Source organism: Comamonas brasiliensis (genome assembly GCF_018292285.1).
Taxonomy (GTDB): domain Bacteria; phylum Pseudomonadota; class Gammaproteobacteria; order Burkholderiales; family Burkholderiaceae_C; genus Comamonas; species Comamonas brasiliensis.
In genome coordinates, this window is record NZ_JAANES010000001.1 from 666,425 (window position 1) to 684,560 (window position 18,136).

The 18,136-nt window shown below is 62.7% G+C and carries 13 protein-coding genes and 2 tRNA genes; 9 read left to right on the forward strand and 6 right to left on the reverse strand.

Annotated elements, in window-relative coordinates; genetic code table 11:
* The first annotated feature begins 12 nt into the window (after positions 1-12).
* Positions 13-1,350 carry a tetratricopeptide repeat protein gene (locus DJFAAGMI_RS03015; RefSeq protein ID WP_211455883.1) on the forward strand — a complete coding sequence of 446 codons (1,338 nt, stop codon included), beginning with the start codon at positions 13-15 and terminating at the stop codon, positions 1,348-1,350.
* 51 nt (positions 1,351-1,401) lie between these two features.
* On the opposite strand, the gene DJFAAGMI_RS03020 is transcribed toward DJFAAGMI_RS03015, so the two are convergent.
* Both DJFAAGMI_RS03020 and DJFAAGMI_RS03025 read right to left on the reverse strand, forming a co-directional pair.
* Positions 1,402-1,794 carry a VOC family protein gene (locus tag DJFAAGMI_RS03020; RefSeq protein WP_211455884.1) on the reverse strand — a complete coding sequence of 131 codons (393 nt, stop codon included), beginning with the start codon at positions 1,792-1,794 and terminating at the stop codon, positions 1,402-1,404.
* 106 nt (positions 1,795-1,900) lie between these two features.
* The gene (locus DJFAAGMI_RS03025; protein WP_211455885.1) at positions 1,901-2,464 is read right to left on the reverse strand and encodes a TetR/AcrR family transcriptional regulator; all 564 of its coding nucleotides are present in this window, start codon (positions 2,462-2,464) and stop codon (positions 1,901-1,903) included.
* Between the two features lie 193 nt (positions 2,465-2,657).
* Here DJFAAGMI_RS03025 and DJFAAGMI_RS03030 point away from each other — a divergent pair, with 193 nt between their 5' ends.
* The 6 genes from DJFAAGMI_RS03030 (at position 2,658) to DJFAAGMI_RS03055 (ending at position 12,749) form a co-directional block, all read left to right on the forward strand.
* Positions 2,658-3,836: an efflux RND transporter periplasmic adaptor subunit gene (locus DJFAAGMI_RS03030; RefSeq protein WP_211455886.1), complete on the forward strand. Its 1,179-nt coding sequence runs from the start codon at positions 2,658-2,660 to the stop codon at positions 3,834-3,836.
* A gap of 65 nt (positions 3,837-3,901) precedes the next feature.
* Entirely contained in the window at positions 3,902-7,054 is a 3,153-nt protein-coding gene (locus DJFAAGMI_RS03035) for an efflux RND transporter permease subunit (protein WP_211455887.1), read from the forward strand.
* Complete coding sequence (locus DJFAAGMI_RS03040; RefSeq protein WP_249333737.1) at positions 7,051-8,466, forward strand: efflux transporter outer membrane subunit; 1,416 nt, start codon at positions 7,051-7,053, stop codon at positions 8,464-8,466. Before DJFAAGMI_RS03035 ends, DJFAAGMI_RS03040 begins: the two co-directional genes overlap by 4 nt.
* A 201-nt stretch (positions 8,467-8,667) precedes the next feature.
* Entirely contained in the window at positions 8,668-9,150 is a 483-nt protein-coding gene (locus tag DJFAAGMI_RS03045) for a sigma-70 family RNA polymerase sigma factor (protein ID WP_211456709.1), read from the forward strand.
* Between the two features lie 2 nt (positions 9,151-9,152).
* Entirely contained in the window at positions 9,153-10,151 is a 999-nt protein-coding gene (locus DJFAAGMI_RS03050) for a FecR domain-containing protein (protein ID WP_211455888.1), read from the forward strand.
* A gap of 99 nt (positions 10,152-10,250) precedes the next feature.
* Entirely contained in the window at positions 10,251-12,749 is a 2,499-nt protein-coding gene (locus tag DJFAAGMI_RS03055; RefSeq protein WP_249333739.1) for a TonB-dependent siderophore receptor, read from the forward strand.
* 292 nt (positions 12,750-13,041) lie between these two features.
* Here the strand turns inward: DJFAAGMI_RS03055 and DJFAAGMI_RS03060 are convergent.
* From DJFAAGMI_RS03060 to DJFAAGMI_RS03075, 4 genes are all read right to left on the reverse strand, one after another.
* Positions 13,042-13,132, reverse strand: a tRNA-Ser gene (locus DJFAAGMI_RS03060).
* A gap of 69 nt (positions 13,133-13,201) precedes the next feature.
* Positions 13,202-13,292 (reverse strand) — tRNA-Ser (locus DJFAAGMI_RS03065).
* A 91-nt stretch (positions 13,293-13,383) separates the two neighbouring features.
* The gene (locus tag DJFAAGMI_RS03070; protein ID WP_003080523.1) at positions 13,384-14,304 is read right to left on the reverse strand and encodes an SPFH domain-containing protein; all 921 of its coding nucleotides are present in this window, start codon (positions 14,302-14,304) and stop codon (positions 13,384-13,386) included.
* Between the two features lie 90 nt (positions 14,305-14,394).
* Positions 14,395-14,820 (reverse strand): NfeD family protein, encoded by a 426-nt coding sequence (locus DJFAAGMI_RS03075; protein ID WP_167010338.1) that lies wholly within the window; start codon positions 14,818-14,820, stop codon positions 14,395-14,397.
* Positions 14,821-14,959: 139 nt separating this feature from the next.
* Between DJFAAGMI_RS03075 and DJFAAGMI_RS03080 the strand changes: the two genes are divergently transcribed.
* Together DJFAAGMI_RS03080 and DJFAAGMI_RS03085 are read left to right on the forward strand one after the other, a co-directional pair.
* Positions 14,960-17,545, forward strand: coding sequence for an arginine/lysine/ornithine decarboxylase (locus tag DJFAAGMI_RS03080; protein ID WP_211455889.1), 2,586 nt, complete (start codon positions 14,960-14,962; stop codon positions 17,543-17,545).
* Positions 17,546-17,640: 95 nt separating this feature from the next.
* Complete coding sequence (locus DJFAAGMI_RS03085) at positions 17,641-18,099, forward strand: VanZ family protein (RefSeq protein WP_249333741.1); 459 nt, start codon at positions 17,641-17,643, stop codon at positions 18,097-18,099.
* The last annotated feature ends 37 nt before the right edge of the window (positions 18,100-18,136 follow it).

Sequence of the window (18,136 nt, forward strand, 5' to 3'; positions counted from 1 at the left end):
ACAGGAGAAGCAATGCTTGCGAGATGGTCTGGTGCTTTGGTGCTCTCGGCTTGGCTCTCGGTCTGGGGTTGTGCCCAGGCCCAGCCCAGCGACACGGTCAACTCGGCAAAGACCGGCGATGTCGCGGCACAGTACGAGTTGGGCAAAGCCTATCTTTACGGCAAGGGTGTGGAAAAGAATGCCGACGATGCCTTGCGCTGGCTGAGGCTGGCCGCCGATCAGCAGCATGCGCCGTCCCAGTATCTGCTGGGCCTGGTCTATGTGCTGGGTGCCGAAGGCGTGAAGAAAGATCCTGAGGCAGGCCTGGCACGCATTCATCAGGCTGCAAACGCTGGCAATCTCGATGCGCAGAACCTGCTGGGTACGATCTATCTGAAAGGCGAAGCGGTTGAGAAGGATGCCCCAACAGGTGTCGCATGGCTGGAGCGCGCCGCGCAACAGGGCTCTGCAACAGCACAAAATAGCCTGGGCTTTGTCTACCGCAAAGGCGAGTTGGTTGCCCAGGATCTGCAGGCTTCGTTTCGCTGGTATCTGATGGCGGCGCAGCAAGCCGATGTGCTCGCGCAGTTCACGGTTGCCGAGATGTACTACCTTGGCGAAGGCGTAGAGAAGAACCATGCCGAAGCCGCGAAATGGCTGACCCCGCTGGCAGACAAAGGCGTGCAAAAAGCCCAATTGCTGCTGGGTAAGATTTGCTTCGAAGGCCAGGGCGTGGCCCCCGACTACAAGCGAGCCGTGCTGCTCCTGCATGCTGTAGCCATACGCGGCTCGGGCGAGGCCTACTATGAACTGGGCCGCCTGTTCGAGCAGGGCGAGGGCGAGTATCGCAACGATAAGGAAGCGATCGCCTATTACACACAGGCGCTGAAATACCAGCATGCGGCCGCCGCCGAGCGCCTGCAGCAGCTTTCCGCGGCATCTGCCGAAGCCGGTTCGTTTGTGCAGTCCATGGAATACATGGAAAACCTGAACTCGGCGCTCAAAGGCAATGTCCTGGCCCAGTACAACGTTGGCGTCTTCCAGTACCTGGGCAAGGGTTTCGACAAGCCCAACTATGCCGAGGCTGCCAAATGGTTCGCCATGGCAGCCGAGCAAGGCTATGCAAAGGCCCAGTACAACCTGGGCACTCTGTACGAGAGCGGCGATGGTGTGGGCAAGAGCATGGCGCAGGCGCTCAAGTGGTACCGTCTGGCCGCCGAGCAGCAGGATGCCCCGGCCCAATATGCCTTGGGCACCTTGTACCGGGATGGTCAGGGTGTGAAAAAAAACACCAGGCTCGCGCGTGAATGGTTGCAGCGTGCTGCCGCCCAAGGCCATGCACCGGCCAAAAAGGCCTTGGCACAGCTCTAAACCGACAAGCGGGGCCGTTTCGCGGGCCCCGGCTTGCCAGCGCGAGCACGGCTAGGCCGGTTCCGAGATCTCGATGAGGTTCAGGTCGGGGTCACGCACATAGATGGAGCGGATCTTCGATGTGGCACCGGTGCGCATCACAGGGCCTTCGGCGATGGGAATCGACAACTGCTGCAGATGCGCGATGACCTCGTTCAGCGGCACCGAGGCCAGAAAGCACAGATCCAGGGCACCGGGCACAGGAGTGTGGGCCTTGGGTTCGAACTCGCGCCCCTTCACATGCAGATTGATCTTCTGCTGGCCGAAGACAAAGGCCTTGCGCTCCACGGGCGGGTTGCCGCCGATGAAGGACTCTAGCCGCATGCCCAGGACTTCGGTGTAGAAGTGTATGCATTGGGCTTCGTTGGCCGTGGTGAGTACCAGGTGGTCAAGGTGGCTGATCATGGCAAGACTGCTCTGGGTTGTGAAAACGAATGGGCTGCACGCTGCACTGGCCGAGTATGACCGCGCTGCAGCGGCAGGCAGGCATGGCGGCCCGCAAGCTCTGCATTCAGAGGGGCGCTGGCGCGTCCTGGCGCATGACGCCCTGCAAAAACGCCTGCTCTGCAAGCTGCGCCAGCGGAGCGCGGGGGATGCGGCCGCGGCGCTCGCCGTCGATCAGCGCGATCACGGTTCCCAGCCAAAGCTCGGTCAATGTTGCCGCGCTGAAATCGATGCGGAACACGCCTTCCTGCTGGCCGCGCAGGAAGAAAGCGTCAACCTTGGGCTCCCAGATCGCATTTTCCTCCATGGGCTTTTCGACCTCGTTCCAGTAATAGGTCAGAAACAGCGTGAATTCGCGGTGTTCGAGATGCTTGGCATTGAGGCGCTTGAGGGCCTCGAGCACCGGGCCTTCCTCGATGCGGGCTTCGTCCAGTGCTTCGTCCAGCGTGCGCAGGCTTTGCTCCAGCAGGCGCTTGATCAGCAGATCGCGCGTGGGGCAGAAACGGTAGAGCGTGGCCTTGCTGATGCCAATGGCCTTGGCCAGCTCCTGCAAGGTGGCGCGTGGGTGGTTGACCAGGGCCAGGGCCAATGGGGGGAGGATTGCTGTGTTGTCGTGGGGGGCTGTTGTCATTCGTAGCTCCGGTTGGGGCGGATACGGATGAACCTATTTTGATTCAACCAGCGAGTCTAAAAGTAAGAGCTGGCAACTTTACACGCCAGCAAAATATCAAGAATCAATATAAGTCTTAATGAATCAAATTTGATTCAAAAAACTTTTTCGTGCATCATGCGCGTCTTTCAAGATTTGACAAGACTCAAAAGCCATGAAGACGAAAAGCCAGAATGTGCGTGCCTGGCCGGCCCTGGCCGCATTGGCGGCCGCAATGATGTTGAGCGGTTGCATCCAGTCGGAAGCGGGTGGCCAGCCCCAGGAGCTGCCGCAGGTGGATGTGGTGACCGTCAAGCCCAGGGCGCTGAGCCTCAGCGCTGAACTGCCCGGGCGGATCGAGCCTGTGCGCGTGGCCGAAGTGCGTGCGCGTGTGCCGGGTATCGTGCTGAGCCGCCATTTCAAGGAGGGCGCCGATGTGAAGGCTGGCGAGGTGCTGTTCAGCATCGACCCGGCGCCGCTGCGCGCTGCGCTGTCGCGGGCTCGGGGCGAGCTGGCGCGAGCCGAGGCTGCGCTGTCGGAAGCGCAGTCCGTGGTGCGCCGTTACGAACCGTTGGTGGCGCAGGAAGCCGTGAGCCGCCAGGATTTCGACAGCGCCAAGGCCACGCTGCACAGTGCCATGGCCACGCGTCAATCGGCCCAGGCCGAAGTGGAGGCGGCACGCCTGAACCTGGAGTATGCGACGGTGAAAGCTCCGATCGCCGGCCGCATCGGCCGTGCCCTGGTGACCGAAGGTGCCCTGGTTGGCCAGGGGGAAGCGACAGCGATGGCGGTGATCCAGCAGCTGGACCCCGTCTTCGCCGATTTTCGCCAGCCTGCCGCGTTGGCCACGCGCTGGCGTGCCCAGCAGCTGCAGGGCCAGTCTCCACGCAACACTCCGGTGACGCTGGTGGCTGATGGTCTGGATCAGAAACGCCAGGGACGGATGCTGTTCTCGGATGTGACGGTGGATCGCGGTACCGGCCAGCTGGCGCTGCGCGGTGAGTTCCCCAACCAGGATGGCTTGCTGCTGCCAGGCATGTATGTGCGCGTGACCCTGGGCCTGGGCGAGGATCCTGCGGCCATTCTCGTGCCTCAGCGCGCGGTGCAGCGCGGCGCCGACGGATTGGCCCATGTGCTGGTGCTCGACGAGCAGAACATGGTGCAGTCCCAGAAGGTGAGCACCGGTGCCATGTACGGCTCCGACTGGCATATCACCGAGGGCCTCAAGGAAAACGCCAGGGTGGTGGTCGGAGGCCTTGCGGCGGCCGTGCCCGGCACCAAGGTGCAGATCCGGGCGGCCGCTGCAGCTGAAGCTGGCGTCGTCAAAGACGCCGAAGCTACTTCAAAAAAATGAGCAATATGCGCTGATTCTGAAAGCGCTGAATGCTAAAAAAGACAAGCCTTATTCAAGGATAGATGATGTCCCGGTTTTTTATTGATCGCCCCAAGCTGGCCTGGGTGGTTGCGATCTTCATCCTGCTGGCCGGCCTGCTGGCGATCCCGGCCTTGCCTGTGGCGCAGTTTCCCAATGTGGCGCCGCCGCAGATCTCCATCTCGGCAACCTATCCGGGGGCGTCAGCCACCACGGTGATGGAATCGGTGACCAGCGTCATCGAGGAGGAACTCAACGGCACCAAGGGGCTGCTGTACTTCGACTCGTCCAGCGGCGCTACGGGCCTAGCCGAAATCACCGCTACCTTCGCGCCGGGCACCGATCCCGCACTGGCCCAGGTCGAGGTGCAGAACCGCATCAAGAAGGCCGAGGCCAGGCTGCCCGCCTCGGTGATGCAGATGGGCCTGCAGGTCGAGCAGGCCAGCGCCAACTTCCTGCTGATCTATTCGCTGACCTACAAGGGCGACGACAGCGGCAAGAACGAGGTCCGTCTCTCCGACTATGCGGTGCGCAACATCAACAACGAGATCCGCCGCGTGCCCGGCGTGGGCAAGGTGCAGTACTTCGGCGCCGATGTCGCCATGCGGGTCTGGGTCGATCCGCAGAAGCTGCTGGGCTACGGCCTGTCGGTGGCGGACGTGAATGCGGCCATTGCCGCGCAGAACGCCCAGGTGCCGGCAGGCAGCTTCGGCAGCCAGCCCGGATCGTCCGAGCAGGAGCTCAGCGCCACGATTGCCGTCAAGGGCACGCTGAGTTCGCCCGAGGAGTTCGGCCAGATCGTGTTGCAGGCCAGGGCCGATGGCTCGGCCGTGCACCTGGCCGATGTGGCGCGTCTCGAAGTCGGCCAGCTCGATTACAGCTTCGCCTCGCGCGAGGACGGCCACAAAGGAGTGGCGGCCGCCGTGCAACTGGCACCTGGTGCCAATGCTATGCAGACCGCCAAGGCGGTCAAGGCGAGGCTAGCCGAACTGTCGCAGAACTTCCCGGACGATATTCAGTACGCCGTGCCCTATGACACCTCGCGCTTTGTCGAAGTCGCCATCGGCAAGGTGATCCAGACCCTGGTCGAGGCCGTGGTGCTGGTGTTCCTGGTGATGTGGCTGTTCCTGCAGAACCTGCGCTATACGCTGATTCCCACCATCGTGGTCCCGGTGTGTCTGGCCGGCACCCTGGCGGTGATGTATGCGCTGGGCTTCTCGGTCAATATGATGACCATGTTCGGCATGGTTCTGGCCATCGGCATTCTGGTCGACGATGCCATCGTGGTGGTGGAGAACGTGGAGCGTCTCATGGCCGAGGAGGGCCTCTCGCCGCTGGCTGCCACGGTGAAGGCCATGCAGCAGGTCTCGGGGGCCATCGTCGGCATCACGCTGGTGCTGGTGGCCGTGTTCCTGCCTCTGGCCTTCATGAGCGGCTCGGTGGGCGTGATCTACCGTCAGTTCTCGCTGTCGCTGGCGGTCTCCATCCTGTTCTCGGGCCTGCTGGCGCTGACATTCACGCCGGCACTGTGCGCCACGCTGCTCAAGCCTGTTGCCGAGGATCATCACGAGGAGAAGAAAGGTCTCTTCGGCTGGTTCAACCGCCACTTTGCCAAGCTGACCGAGCGCTTTTCGCTGCTCAACCAGCGTCTGGTCAGGCGCACGGGCCGCTATATGCTGATCTATGCGGCCATCGTGGGCGGACTGGGCTTTGCCTACACGCGCATGCCCGAGTCCTTTGTGCCTTATGAAGACATGGGCTACTACATCGTCAGCGTGCAATTGCCCCCTGGTGCGACCGAAGCACGCACCGAGGCCGTGGTGCGCGACATGGAAGCCTATGTGCAAAGCCGCCCCGCGACGGCCCAGGCCGAGTTCCTGATGGGCTACAGCTTTTCGGGCATGGGGCAGAACGCGGCCATGGCCTTCGTCACGCTCAAGGACTGGTCCTTGCGCGGCAAGGGTCAGGCGTCGTGGGACGAGGTTCAGGCCTTCAATCAGCGCTTCGGCAGTCTGTCCGATGGTGCGGCCATGGCGGTGGAACCGCCACCCATCGACGGCCTGGGCAATTCCGGCGGCTTTGCGCTGCGTCTTCAGGATCGCGCCAGTCTGGGCCGCGAGGCCCTGGTTGCCGCGCGCGACGAACTGCTGAAGAAGGCCAATGCCTCGCCGGTGATCGCCTACGCGATGATGGAAAACCTCGAAGATGCGCCGCAGCTGCGCCTGGACATAGACCGGCGCAAGGCCCAGGCCCAGGGCGTGAGCTTCGCGAGCATCAGTGCCGTGCTGTCCACGGCCTATGGCTCGGCCGTGATCAACGAGTTTCCGAATGCCGGGCGCCTGCAGCGTGTGGTGGTGCAGGCCGACACGGCCGCGCGCATGACGCCCGAAGCCCTGCTGCGCCTGTATGTGCCCAATGCCCAGGGCGAGCAGGTGCCGCTGGCCTCGTTTGCCAGCGTGGAGTGGGAGCAGGGGCCGGTGCAGATCTCGCGCTACAACGGCTATCCGGCCTTCCGAATCGCGGGCGACGCCAAGCCCGGCCACACCACGGGTGAGGCCATGGCCGAGCTCGAGCGCATTCTGGGCGAGATGCCGCGCGGTATAGGTTACGAGTGGACGGCGCTGTCCTATCAGGAAAAGGCCGCTGGCGCACAGGCCCCCAAGCTGTTCGCACTGGCCATCGTGGTGGTGTTCCTGCTGCTCGTGGCCCTGTACGAAAGCTGGAGCATTCCCGCAGCCGTGATGCTGATCGTGCCCATAGGCGCGCTGGGCTCGGTGCTGGCCACTTCGGCGCTGGGTCTCTCGAACGACGTGTACTTCAAGGTCGGTCTGATCACCATCATCGGCCTAGCGGCCAAGAACGCCATCCTGATCGTGGAGTTTGCCAAGGACCTGCATGAGCGCGGCCATTCGTTGACGGAGGCCGCATTGCAGGCAGCCCGTTTGCGCTTTCGCCCCATCGTGATGACTTCGCTGGCCTTCATCCTGGGGGTGGTGCCGCTGGCGCTTGCCACCGGCGCGGGTGCCTCCAGCCAGGCCGCCATCGGTGTCGGCGTGATCGGCGGCATGCTCAGCGCGACCTTGCTGGGCGTGCTGTTCGTGCCCATCTTCTTTGTCTTCGTGCTCTCGCTGCGGCGCAAGCGCCGCGCCCAGGACCAGGACCAGGACAAAAACACAGACTCCGAAGGAGAAACCGCATGAACCGGCATGAAACCATGCGCAGGGCGGCGCTGACGCTGATCACCGCGGCACTGGCAGGCTGCTCTTTTGCACCGACCTACGACAGGCCTGCTGCGCCCATCCCTGGCAGCTGGAGTGCGGCCCCGGGAGCCACACTTGCATCGGCGCAGAGTTTGCACTGGAAGGATTTCGTGATCGATGAGCGGCTGCGCTCACGTATCGAAACAGCGCTGGCCAACAACCGCGATCTGCGCCAGACGCTACTCAATGTGCAGACAGCACGCGCGGCCTATCGCGTGCAGCGTGCGGACCAGCTGCCCGGTCTGGAAGCGCAGGCCAGTGGCAACCGCCAGCGCCTGCCTGCCGACCTGAGCGGCACAGGAGCGGCCAGGGTGCAGAGCAACTATCAGGCTGGCGTCGGGTTGATGGCTTTCGAGCTTGATCTCTTCGGCCGTGTGAGCTCGCTGTCCGAGGCTGCGCTGATGGAATACCTGGCTACCGAAGAGGCCGCACGCAGCGTGCAGATCAGTCTGGTCGCCGAAGTGATCCAGGCCTCGCTGGCGCACGACAGTGCGCGGCAGCGCCAGGTCCTGGCACTGCGCACCTTGCAGGCGCGCGAGAAGGAGTGGCAGTTGATAAGCGAGCGCAGAAAGACCGGCACGGCCAGCCGCTTGGACGAGCAGGAGGCTCAAGGCCAGCTCGAACAAGCGCGCGCCGAAGTCGAGCGCTTGTCACGCGAGCTGCGCCAGGCGGCAAACGCGCTGGACTGGCTGGTGGGCGATGGCTCGGTCCAGGCGGCAGCGGATCTGAGCGCCGCTCCCCTGGTGCAGGAGATTGGTGCCGGCATGCCGTCTGATCTGCTGGAACAGCGCCCGGACATCCGTGCAGCCGAATACCAGCTGCGTTCGCGCAATGCGAGCATCGGCGCTGCGCGGGCCGCATTCTTTCCTCGCATTTCGCTCACGGGCTCCTACGGCTCGGCCAGTGCCGAGCTCTCCGATCTGTTTGCCGGTGGCCAGCGCTCCTGGTCCTTCATGCCGCAGCTCAACCTGCCGATTTTTGATGGCGGCCGCAATCGCGCCAATCTGGAGATCGCGCAGCTGCGCAAGGACATGGCGATAGCCAGTTACGAGCGCAGCATCCAGACGGCGTTTCGTGAAGTCAGCGACGCGCTGGCCTCCGTCGAGACCCTGAGGCGCGAGGAGCTGGCCCGCCAGCGGCTGGTGCAGACCAGCGCGAATACGCTCAAGCTCGCCGAGTTGCGCTATCGCGCCGGGCTGGACAGCCATCTGCGTTATCTGGATGCACAGCGCACGGACTTTGCGCAGCAAATGGCTCTGATCGAGGTCAGTACGCAGCGGCAAATGGCCCTGGCCACGCTGTTCAAGGCCCTGGGCGGAGGCTGGCAGTCGCAGCAGGGGGCTCAGAGCTGAGTGCACCCAGGGGCGGCGCATCGGGTGCCGCCCCGAACCTCGGTGGACAGGGTCTACCCCGTGAGCCGGAGATGGCTGCCAGGCAGAGCGTCCCGGAAAAACCACAGCTATTTCAGCTTGCTTATAGATCGATAATAATTCTCATTATCAAAATAAGTAAGCTGTTGTATCTTGTCATACCCATCCCACTCCTTGACCGACATGGCCGCGATCTATGGAGAGCATCACCCCTGGCTTCTTGGATGGCTGAGGCGCAAGCTAGGCGGGGCGGATCATGCCGCGGATCTGGCACAAGATACTTTTGTGAGAGTGCTGGCGGCCCAGGCCGAGCAGCGCGCGCTGGTATTGCGCGAGCCGCGAGCCTATCTGACCACGGTTGCGCGCAATCTGCTCATCAATCATGTGCAGCGGTTGTCGCTGGAACAGGCATGGCTGGACGCGATGGCCCAGCTGCCGGAGCCCCTGGCACCTTCGCCCGAGCAGCAGTTGCTTGTGCTGGAGGCATTGCATCAGATCGATGCCATGCTCAACGGCCTGCCACCCAAGGTGCGTGAGGCGTTCTTGCTGTCTCAACTCGATGGCCTGACTTACGCGCAGGTGGCGCAGCGCCTGGATGTCACGGTCCGCACCGTCAAGCGCTATATGGCGCAGGCCTTCGAGCAGTGCATCTTGCTGGTGGCCTGAGCATGTCCGCTTCACCGTCCCCGACCCTGGCTATCGATCCAAGCGCAGCGCGGCAGGCAGCGCAGTGGCTGGTGCGGCTGCACGCCGATGAAGGCGATGCGACGCTGCAGGCAGAACTCATGCAATGGCGCAACTCTGACCCGCGCCATGAAGTCGCCTGGCAGCGCGCCGAACGGGTGCTCGGCCAGTTGAATGCAAGCCGGGCCGGCAAGACGCTGGGTGTGCTGAGCGCGACGGCCCTGCGCGATGCGAACCGGTCGCAGCGGCGTGCCGTCACGCGGCTGCTGGCGACTGTGATCGTGGCAGGGCCCGTCAGCTATGGGGCCTGGCGTCTTGCGCCCTGGCATGAATGGTCGGCGGATATGCGTACCCACACGGGCGAGCGCCGTGAGTCGACGCTGGCCGACGGCAGCAGAATGCAGCTGGACACCGGCAGTGCCGTCGACATGGTGTTCACATCGTCGGAGCGCCGCCTGATCCTGCGTGCGGGCGCCATCTGGGTACAGACTGCTGCCGATGCCGCGCAGCGGCCGTTTCTGGTCCAGACGGCGCAAGGAACGGCACGCGCGCTGGGAACGCGCTTTACCGTGCGTATCGATCCACCATCTGCGCCGACGGATCGAAGCTCCCTGGTTGCGGTTCAACAGGGGGCGGTGGAACTGATCCCCGCCAACGGCGGCGCGGCGGTGCGCATCAATGTGGGGCAGCAGGCGCATATGAGTGCAGAGCATGTGGACGCGCCCGAAGCCGCCGGCCTTGCCGCCGATGGCTGGACGGCAGGGGTGCTCTATGCGGAAAAGACGGCGTTAGGTGTCTTTGCTGCCGAGCTCTCGCGCTACCGTCCGGGCATTGTGCGCTGCGATCCGGCGGTGGCAGCCCTGCCGGTGAGCGGAGCCTTTCAGCTGCGTGATACGGACCAGGCACTGGCGGCGCTGGCGGCCTCCTTGCCCATCAGGGTTCTGCAGCGCTCGCGCTACTGGGTGACCATCGTGCCACGCTGAGGCACTCGATTTATTCCGCTTCCATGTCCCCTTTTGGCGGGACGCCGGTCATACAAGAAAGACAACACATTTATCGGCGTTTTTCAGAAGGGTTACTCCATGGCCATTGCGCAGCATTTTTGCGGGCAGACTTCGCTACTTTCCTCGTCCATCCTGTCCGTTGGCGGCCAGGGATTCAAACAGAGTGCCGTGCAAGCCGGGCTGATACTGCTGCTGGGCATGGCCGCTGCCGGCGGCGTTCAGGCCCAGTCTGGCCAGAGCTTTGCGGGTGAGTCGGAGCGGCGAGAGTACAGCCTGCCTCGGGGGCCATTGAGCCAGGCCCTGGCGCGTTTTGCGGGCGAGTCGGGGGTGACGCTGTCTGCGGACTCTGCACTTTCCGGGGAACTTCAGACTGCAGGTCTGCATGGCAGGTTCGCGGTCGCAGAGGGCTTTGCTCAGCTGTTGCGCGGCACAGGGCTAGAGGCTGTCCAGGCCCAGCCTGGCGTTTTCATCCTGCGCAAGAGCACTGCGGCTCCTGTGGCGGCCGGCACGGCCCCCAGCCTGGCGGAAGTGCTGGTGACTGCGCCGGCCGAGGTGTCTACCTTCTCGGAAGGCACGGGCTCCTATGCGGCACAGCTGGTCACCATCGGCAAGAGCGCGCAGAGTCTGCGCGAAATTCCGCAGTCGGTTTCCGTCGTGACGCGTCAGATGCTTGAGGACCAGAATATCCAGAGTCTCGATGACGCCATGCGCACCGTGCCCGGCGTCACCGTGGAGCCCGGCAGCACCGGAGGCAATCATGGCAATTTCTATCTGCGCGGCTACGCGGTGGATACCGTGCAGGTGGACGGCATCAACAACCCGGCCAGCACAGGCAATGATCTTTCGAGCGGATTCGGCATGGCCATGTACGACCGTATCGAAGTCCTGCGCGGCCCTGCCGGACTGTTCCAGGGCGCCGGCGATCCTGGCGGCTCGATCAATCTGGTGCGCAAGCGCCCAAAGGCGCACAAGGAGTTCAGCACCCAGCTGTCGGCCGGTTCGTGGAGCCGCTATTACGCAGAGGCGGACATGACGGGGCCTCTGAGCAGTGATGGACGCATACGCGGGCGTCTTGTCACGGCCTACCAGGATCAGGGCTCCTTTGTGGATCATGTGTATTCCAGGAAGCCGCTGATCTATGGCGTGCTGGAGGCCGATCTCACGCCATCGAGCACGCTCACCGCCGGAGCCAGCCATCAGCAATACAAGGGACGTCCCGCATTCGGGCTGCCGGCCTATCCGGAAGGACGCCTGCTGGACATACCTCGCTCCAGCTATCTGGATCCCATCTGGAACCACATCACCGAACGCAATACCGAGTACTTCGCAGAACTGCAGCATCGCCTGGACAACGGCGGGCAGATCAAGCTCAACGCCAGCTACCGCGAGCAGGACGAGCCCTCGCGGCTGTTCGGCTGGTCGGACTGCGCAGCGGACCCCGCCAGCGGCGACAGCTGCCTCATCAGCTGGGCTTACCGCAGCCACTGGAAGACGCATGGCCTGGACGGTTTCATCAGCACGCCGTTCGCCGCTCTGGGTTCATCCAACAACGAGCTGACGCTGGGAGCAGACTATCGCAAGGTGCACAAGAGCTTCAAGTACGGCGGCGGCGATGGTGCTCCGATCAACATCTTCGATCCTGACAACAACGTTCCCAAACCGACGAACTACAGTTTCTCCAATGGCAATGACAACCGCACGGAGCAGTACGGGCTGTATGGGCGGGTCAATCTGCGCCCGGCCAGCGGTGTGTTGCTGAGCATGGGTGGGCGCATGACCTGGTGGGACAACCATGCCGTCAATCGCAACGCCTATTTCAACCAGTTCTCCGAAACCAATACGCGCATCAGCGGCAAGTTCACGCCTTATGCGGGTGTCGTGTTCGATCTGAGCGAGCAGCTTTCTGCCTATGCCAGCTACACCCGCATTTTTGCGCCGCAGACCGCCAGCGATGCCGACGGCATGACATTGCGTCCACGCGTGGGCCAGCAATACGAAGCAGGTGTAAAGGGTGAGTGGCTGAACAAGCAGCTCAATGCCCGTGCGGCGATTTTCCGCATGGAAGACACCAATCGTGCGATGACCGATCCGGCAAACCCGCTGTTTTCGGTTGCCGCAGGCAAGATGCGAAGCCAGGGCGTGGAAGCCGAAATCAATGGCCGCATCGCGGCGGGCTGGAATCTGGCTGTCGGGTATGCGTACACGCAGACCAAAACCCTGGAAGGAACGCCGGACGAGAAGGCCCAGCTCTATACCTTCATCGCTCCGCGCCACAGCTTCAACCTGTGGACACGCTATGAGTTTGGTCCGGGTGCCCTGGAGGGCTTCAGCCTGGGTGGCGGTATGCGCAGCACCAGCCGCATGTACCGCCTCAATGGCGATGTGAAGTTCTCGCAGGGGCCGGTGACCACGGCTGCACTGCAGATCGGCTACCGCTTCAACAAGCATCTGGATGCAACGCTGACCGTCAACAATGTCTTTGACAAGGTGTATTACCAGCGTGTCTGGGCGGCCTATGGCTCCAACTACTATGGCGAGCCGCGCAATGTGATGCTGACGCTGCGCGGCAGGTTCTGAGCGCCTGGTTCAAGGCGAACCCTGGATCCGGCCTGCAGATGCCCTGGCCCGTGAAAGCCCGGGACGCAGCCCGGTTCTCGGGGCCTTGCTGGCAGGCAGATCGTGCGCTGCGTTTTTCAAGCCGGCCCGAAAATGGCCGGGCTCGACTTTTACGATTCAGGCCCCTGGCATTGGCCGGTGCCGGGCAGGATATGCAAGAGGCTATTGCCGTACCGTGAATTCAAATCGCATTCACGGTCGAATACGCCAAAAAGAAAAAAGGCCTTGAATTGCTTCAAGGCCTTTTGTCATTTGGCGGAGCAGGCGGGATTCGAACCCGCGGTGGGCTATTAACCCACACACGCTTTCCAGGCGTGCGACTTAAACCACTCATCCACCGCTCCACAGCGATCCCAAAAATACTTCATTGCTGAAGTAAAAAAACCAAGTGTGGTCGACTTGATTCTAAAATCTGGCGGAGCAGGCGGGATTCGAACCCGCGGTGGGCTATTAACCCACACACGCTTTCCAGGCGTGCGACTTAAACCACTCATCCACCGCTCCGTGTGATGAAGCCGCTATTCTAACCAGAAATTTCGACCTCAAAATGAAAGTGCAGAAAGTTCTTTTCTGCACGGCGCATCAAGCGAGGCGGTCAGGCGTTCTTGCCCACCTGCACCATCTTCATGGCGGAGGCAATCAGGCCGGAGACTTCGGTCATGTTTGCAGGAATGACCAGGGTGGTGTTGGAGTCTGCGGCCACCTTGCTGTAGGCCTCCACGGCGCTTTCAGCCACCTTGAGCTGCACCGCCTGCTCGCCGCCGGGCTGGCGGATGGCCGTGGCCACGCGCTCCAGCGCCTGTCCGGTGGCTTCGGCCACGGTGGTGATGGCTGCGGCCTCGCCCTGTGCCTTGTTGATGGCAGCCTGCTTTTCGCCTTCGGAGCGGGCGATGAAGGCCTCGCGCTCGCCGGTGGCGATATTGATCTGCTCCTGGCGGCGGCCTTCGGAGGCGGCGATCAGGGCACGCTTTTCACGCTCGGCCGTGATCTGGGCCTGCATGGCGCGCAGAATTTCAGCGGGCGGTGTCAGATCCTTGATCTCGTAGCGCAGCACCTTCACGCCCCAGTTCAGCGCGGCTTCGTCGATGGCATTGACGACCTGGGCGTTGATCATGTCGCGTTCCTCGAAGGTCTTGTCCAGCTCCAGCTTGCCGATCACGCTGCGCAGCGAGGTCTGGGCGAGCTGGGTGACGGCCATGATGTAGTTGGACGATCCGTAGCTGGCGCGCATGGGGTCGGTGACCTGGAAGTAGAGAATGCCGTCCACGGTCAGCTGCGTGTTGTCGCGCGTGATGCAGACCTGGCTGGGCACGTCCAGCGGAATTTCCTTGAGGCTGTGCTTGTAGGCGATGCGGTCCACGAACGGGATCAGAAAGTTCAGGCCGGGCGTGAGCGTGCCTGCATATTTGCCCAGACGCTCCTTGACCCATGCATGCTGCTGGGGAACCACCTTGATCGAGCGGACGATGAAGATGACGGCAATGATGGCGATGGCGAGAGGGACTGCGTAATCCATATTGTCTCCAGCCCTTGTGGGGCGTTGATGTGAAGAAAGAGAGCGAGGCGTTCCAGCGCCCAGCATAACCATGCCGGGGCTGGGCGGTGATCAGATCTTGTCAACCAGCAGCCGGTTGCCGATGACTTCGGCCACGCGGTGGGGGCCGGGAATGGGCAGCGCGCCCTGGCGTCCCATGACGGTCCAGGTGGCTCCTCGATAGCGGACCTGGGCCGTGCCGTCGGTGTTCCACTGCTCCACCACCACGGTTTCACCCACATCCATGTTGACATCGCGATTGCTGGAGGCGGGCTGTCGGCGCGGGCTGCGCTTGCGCAGCAGATAGCAGACGAGGACGGCGCCCGAGCCCAGCAGCGCCGCAGTGACGATCTGGCTGTTGGTGCCCATGCCGAAATGGGCGCAAAGCGCACCGGCAATGGCGCCAAGGGCCAGCATGAGGAGATAGAAAGTGCCGGTCAACAGCTCCGCAATGACCAGCAAACCTGCAAGCAACCACCACGCGGTGGAGTGATCCATACCTGAGCTCCTCTTAAGGCCTGTATTTAGTGCACCACATTCTGGGTTAAAAACAGCCTGTTTCAAAGCCGCAATAAGGATATTCCTTACACTTCGCGGCTGTTTCGTTTTTTAGGCCTGATTGGTACGGAGGCTGTTCATGAAGTTTCGCTTTCCCATCGTCATCATCGACGAGGACTACCGTTCCGAGAACACCTCGGGACTGGGCATTCGCGCCCTGGCTCAAGCCATTGAAGAAGAGGGCTTTGAAGTCCTGGGCGTGACCAGCTATGGCGACCTGTCGCAGTTCGCACAGCAGCAAAGCCGGGCCAGTGCCTTTATTTTGTCGATCGACGACGAGGAATTCCAGCTCGGCGGCGACAAGGACCCCATCATTCACAGCCTGCGCGACTTCATCGGTGAAGTGCGCCGCAAGAATGAGGAAGTGCCCATCTATATCTACGGCGAGACCAAGACCAGCCGTCACTTGCCCAACGACATTCTGCGTGAGCTGCATGGCTTCATTCACATGTTCGAGGACACGCCCGAGTTCGTGGCCAAGCACATCATCCGTGAAGCCAAGAGCTATCTGGAGAGCGTGCAGCCGCCGTTCTTCAAGGCACTGCTGGACTACGCCGAAGACGGCTCCTACAGCTGGCACTGCCCCGGTCACTCGGGTGGCGTGGCCTTTCTGAAGAGCCCCGTGGGCCAGATGTATCACCAGTTCTACGGTGAGAACATGCTGCGCGCCGACGTCTGCAATGCCGTGGAAGAGCTGGGCCAGCTGCTGGACCACAACGGCGCCATCGGCGAGTCCGAGCGCAATGCGGCACGTATCTTCAATGCCGATCACTGCTACTTTGTGACCAATGGCACATCGACCTCCAACAAGATCGTCTGGCACCACACCGTGGCACCCGGCGACGTGGTGGTGGTGGACCGCAACTGCCACAAGTCCATCCTGCACTCGATCATCATGACCGGTGCGATTCCGGTGTTCCTCAAGCCGACGCGCAATCACTTCGGCATCATCGGACCGATTCCGCAGAGCGAGTTCTCGGTCGAGTCCATCCAGGCCAAGATTGCCGCCAACCCCTTGCTCAAGGGCGTGGACGCCAAGGCCGTCAAGCCCCGCGTGCTGACGCTGACGCAGTCCACCTACGACGGCGTGCTCTACAACACAGAGACCATCAAGGGCATGCTGGACGGATATGTGGCCAATCTGCACTTTGATGAGGCCTGGCTGCCCCACGCCGCCTTCCACCCCTTCTATGGCAGCTATCACGCCATGGGCAAGAAGCGCAAGCGTCCGGTGCACTCGGTGGTCTATGCCACCCAGTCCATCCACAAGCTGCTCGCCGGCATCAGCCAGGCCTCGCATGTGCTGGTGCAGGACAGCCAGACCGAGAAGCTGGACCACCCGCTGTTCAACGAGGCGTATCTGATGCACACCTCGACCAGCCCCCAGTACAGCATCATCGCCAGCTGCGACGTGGCTGCCGCCATGATGGAGCCGCCCGGCGGCACGGCCCTGGTGGAAGAGTCGATTGTCGAGGCGCTGGACTTCCGCCGAGCCATGCGCAAGGTGGAGGACGAGTTCGGTGACGACGACTGGTGGTTCGAGGTCTGGGGCCCTGAAGCCCTGGCCGAGGAAGGCGTGGGCACGGCCCAGGACTGGATCATCCGCGGCACGGATGCATCGACCAAGACCCGCTCCAAGAAGAACGGCAAGGAGTTCGACAACTGGCACGGCTTTGGCGATCTGGCCGATGGCTTCAACATGCTGGACCCCATCAAGTCCACCATCGTCACGCCCGGCCTGGACCTGGACGGCGACTTTGCCGACACCGGCATTCCCGCGTCCATCGTCACCAAATACCTGGCCGAACACGGCGTGGTGGTCGAGAAGACGGGTCTTTACTCCTTCTTCATCATGTTCACCATCGGCATCACCAAGGGCCGCTGGAACACCATGCTGACGGCGCTGCAGCAGTTCAAGGACGATTACGACCGCAACCAGCCTCTGGCGCGCATCCTGCCCGAGTTCTGCCAGCAGCACCGCCGCTACGAGCGCATGGGCCTCAAGGACCTGTGCCAGCACGTGCACGAGCTGTACGCCAAGTACGATATCGCACGCCTGACGACCGAGATGTATCTGTCGGATCTCAAGCCCACGATGAAGCCCTCGGATGCCTATGCGCATATCGCGCAGCGCAAGACCGAGCGTGTGGAAATCGACCATCTGGTCGGCCGCACCACCGTGGGTCTGGTCACGCCTTACCCGCCCGGAATTCCGCTGCTGATCCCCGGTGAAGTCTTCAACAAGAAGATCGTGGACTACCTGGTGTTCGCGCGCGAGTTCGCCAAGGAGTGCCCGGGCTTCGAGACCGATATCCACGGTCTGGTGGAGCTGGAAGACGAAAACGGCGAGATCCGCTATTACGCCGACTGCGTCGCGGAGACCAAGTCCTTGCCCGCCAAGAAGGCCCCTGCGGCCAAGAAGCCTGCAGCCAAGTCCGGTGCGGTCAAGGCGGCAGCCAAGCCCGCGGCGAAGACGGCGGCCAAGGCCGTAGCCAAGCCTGCAGCAAAGCCCGCCGCCAAGACGGGCAAGGCTTCGCCCAAGGCCAAGGCTTCTACGCCTGCCGACATGGACGTGCGCGTGGCCGGAACCGCCGCCAAGCCGGCCCGCAAGGGCAAGAAGCCGGTGCAGGTGGGCGATGCCGGACCGTTTGGTCGCACGCTGTGACGCAGCGATGATTCGTTGACGCGAATCGCTGTGCCAAGAAAAAGCCCGGGGTGCTCTGCATGCCGGGCTTTTTCATGCCGGATATGAAAGAGGTCATGCGTTCACCACTGTCGATGACTGCTGCAGACCAGCGCCTGTGGCGGGTTCCGGCCGCCTGCAGCCTGGCCTGGGCGCTGTTCGTGCTGTGGGGCTGCCTCAATGAAACCGGCGCCAGCGGCGGCCTGATCCTGAGGCTGTTCCCGTTTCTGAATGGAATGGCGTATGCGGACAAGCTGGTGCACGCGAGTCTGCACGGCGTGCTGGCCACGCTGCTGTGGTGGGCGGCAGCGCTGCGTGCGCGCAGTGTGGGTCGGGCCTGGACGCTGGCGCAGGCCGCATGCGTGGTGGGGCTGTGCGCGGCCTATGGCGGCCTGATAGAGGGCCTGCAGTCGTTTCTGACTGTCACGCGCGGCGCTGAATGGCTGGATGCGCTGGCCAACACCTTCGGCGCCGGCCTGGCCGTACTGTTCTGGCAGAGGCTGGGGTCACGGTGGCTGTATCCACCAAAAATGTAGCAGCTACCGCTTTGTATCACTTGTTTTCAAGGCCTGT

Excerpts from the sequence above, each read along its gene's own strand:
- DJFAAGMI_RS03040 (WP_249333737.1), top strand. The coding sequence starts at position 7,051 with ATGAACCGGCATGAAACCATGCGCAGGGCGGCGCTGACGCTGATCACC.
- DJFAAGMI_RS03015 (WP_211455883.1), top strand. The coding sequence starts at position 13 with ATGCTTGCGAGATGGTCTGGTGCTTTGGTGCTCTCGGCTTGGCTCTCG.
- DJFAAGMI_RS03020 (WP_211455884.1), bottom strand. The coding sequence starts at position 1,794 with ATGATCAGCCACCTTGACCACCTGGTACTCACCACGGCCAACGAAGCC.
- DJFAAGMI_RS03085 (WP_249333741.1), top strand. The coding sequence starts at position 17,641 with ATGCGTTCACCACTGTCGATGACTGCTGCAGACCAGCGCCTGTGGCGG.
- DJFAAGMI_RS03025 (WP_211455885.1), bottom strand. The coding sequence starts at position 2,464 with ATGACAACAGCCCCCCACGACAACACAGCAATCCTCCCCCCATTGGCC.
- DJFAAGMI_RS03045 (WP_211456709.1), top strand. The coding sequence starts at position 8,668 with ATGGCCGCGATCTATGGAGAGCATCACCCCTGGCTTCTTGGATGGCTG.
- DJFAAGMI_RS03075 (WP_167010338.1), bottom strand. The coding sequence starts at position 14,820 with ATGGATCACTCCACCGCGTGGTGGTTGCTTGCAGGTTTGCTGGTCATT.
- DJFAAGMI_RS03055 (WP_249333739.1), top strand. The coding sequence starts at position 10,251 with ATGGCCATTGCGCAGCATTTTTGCGGGCAGACTTCGCTACTTTCCTCG.
- DJFAAGMI_RS03030 (WP_211455886.1), top strand. The coding sequence starts at position 2,658 with ATGAAGACGAAAAGCCAGAATGTGCGTGCCTGGCCGGCCCTGGCCGCA.
- DJFAAGMI_RS03080 (WP_211455889.1), top strand. The coding sequence starts at position 14,960 with ATGAAGTTTCGCTTTCCCATCGTCATCATCGACGAGGACTACCGTTCC.
- DJFAAGMI_RS03070 (WP_003080523.1), bottom strand. The coding sequence starts at position 14,304 with ATGGATTACGCAGTCCCTCTCGCCATCGCCATCATTGCCGTCATCTTC.
- DJFAAGMI_RS03050 (WP_211455888.1), top strand. The coding sequence starts at position 9,153 with ATGTCCGCTTCACCGTCCCCGACCCTGGCTATCGATCCAAGCGCAGCG.
- DJFAAGMI_RS03035 (WP_211455887.1), top strand. The coding sequence starts at position 3,902 with ATGTCCCGGTTTTTTATTGATCGCCCCAAGCTGGCCTGGGTGGTTGCG.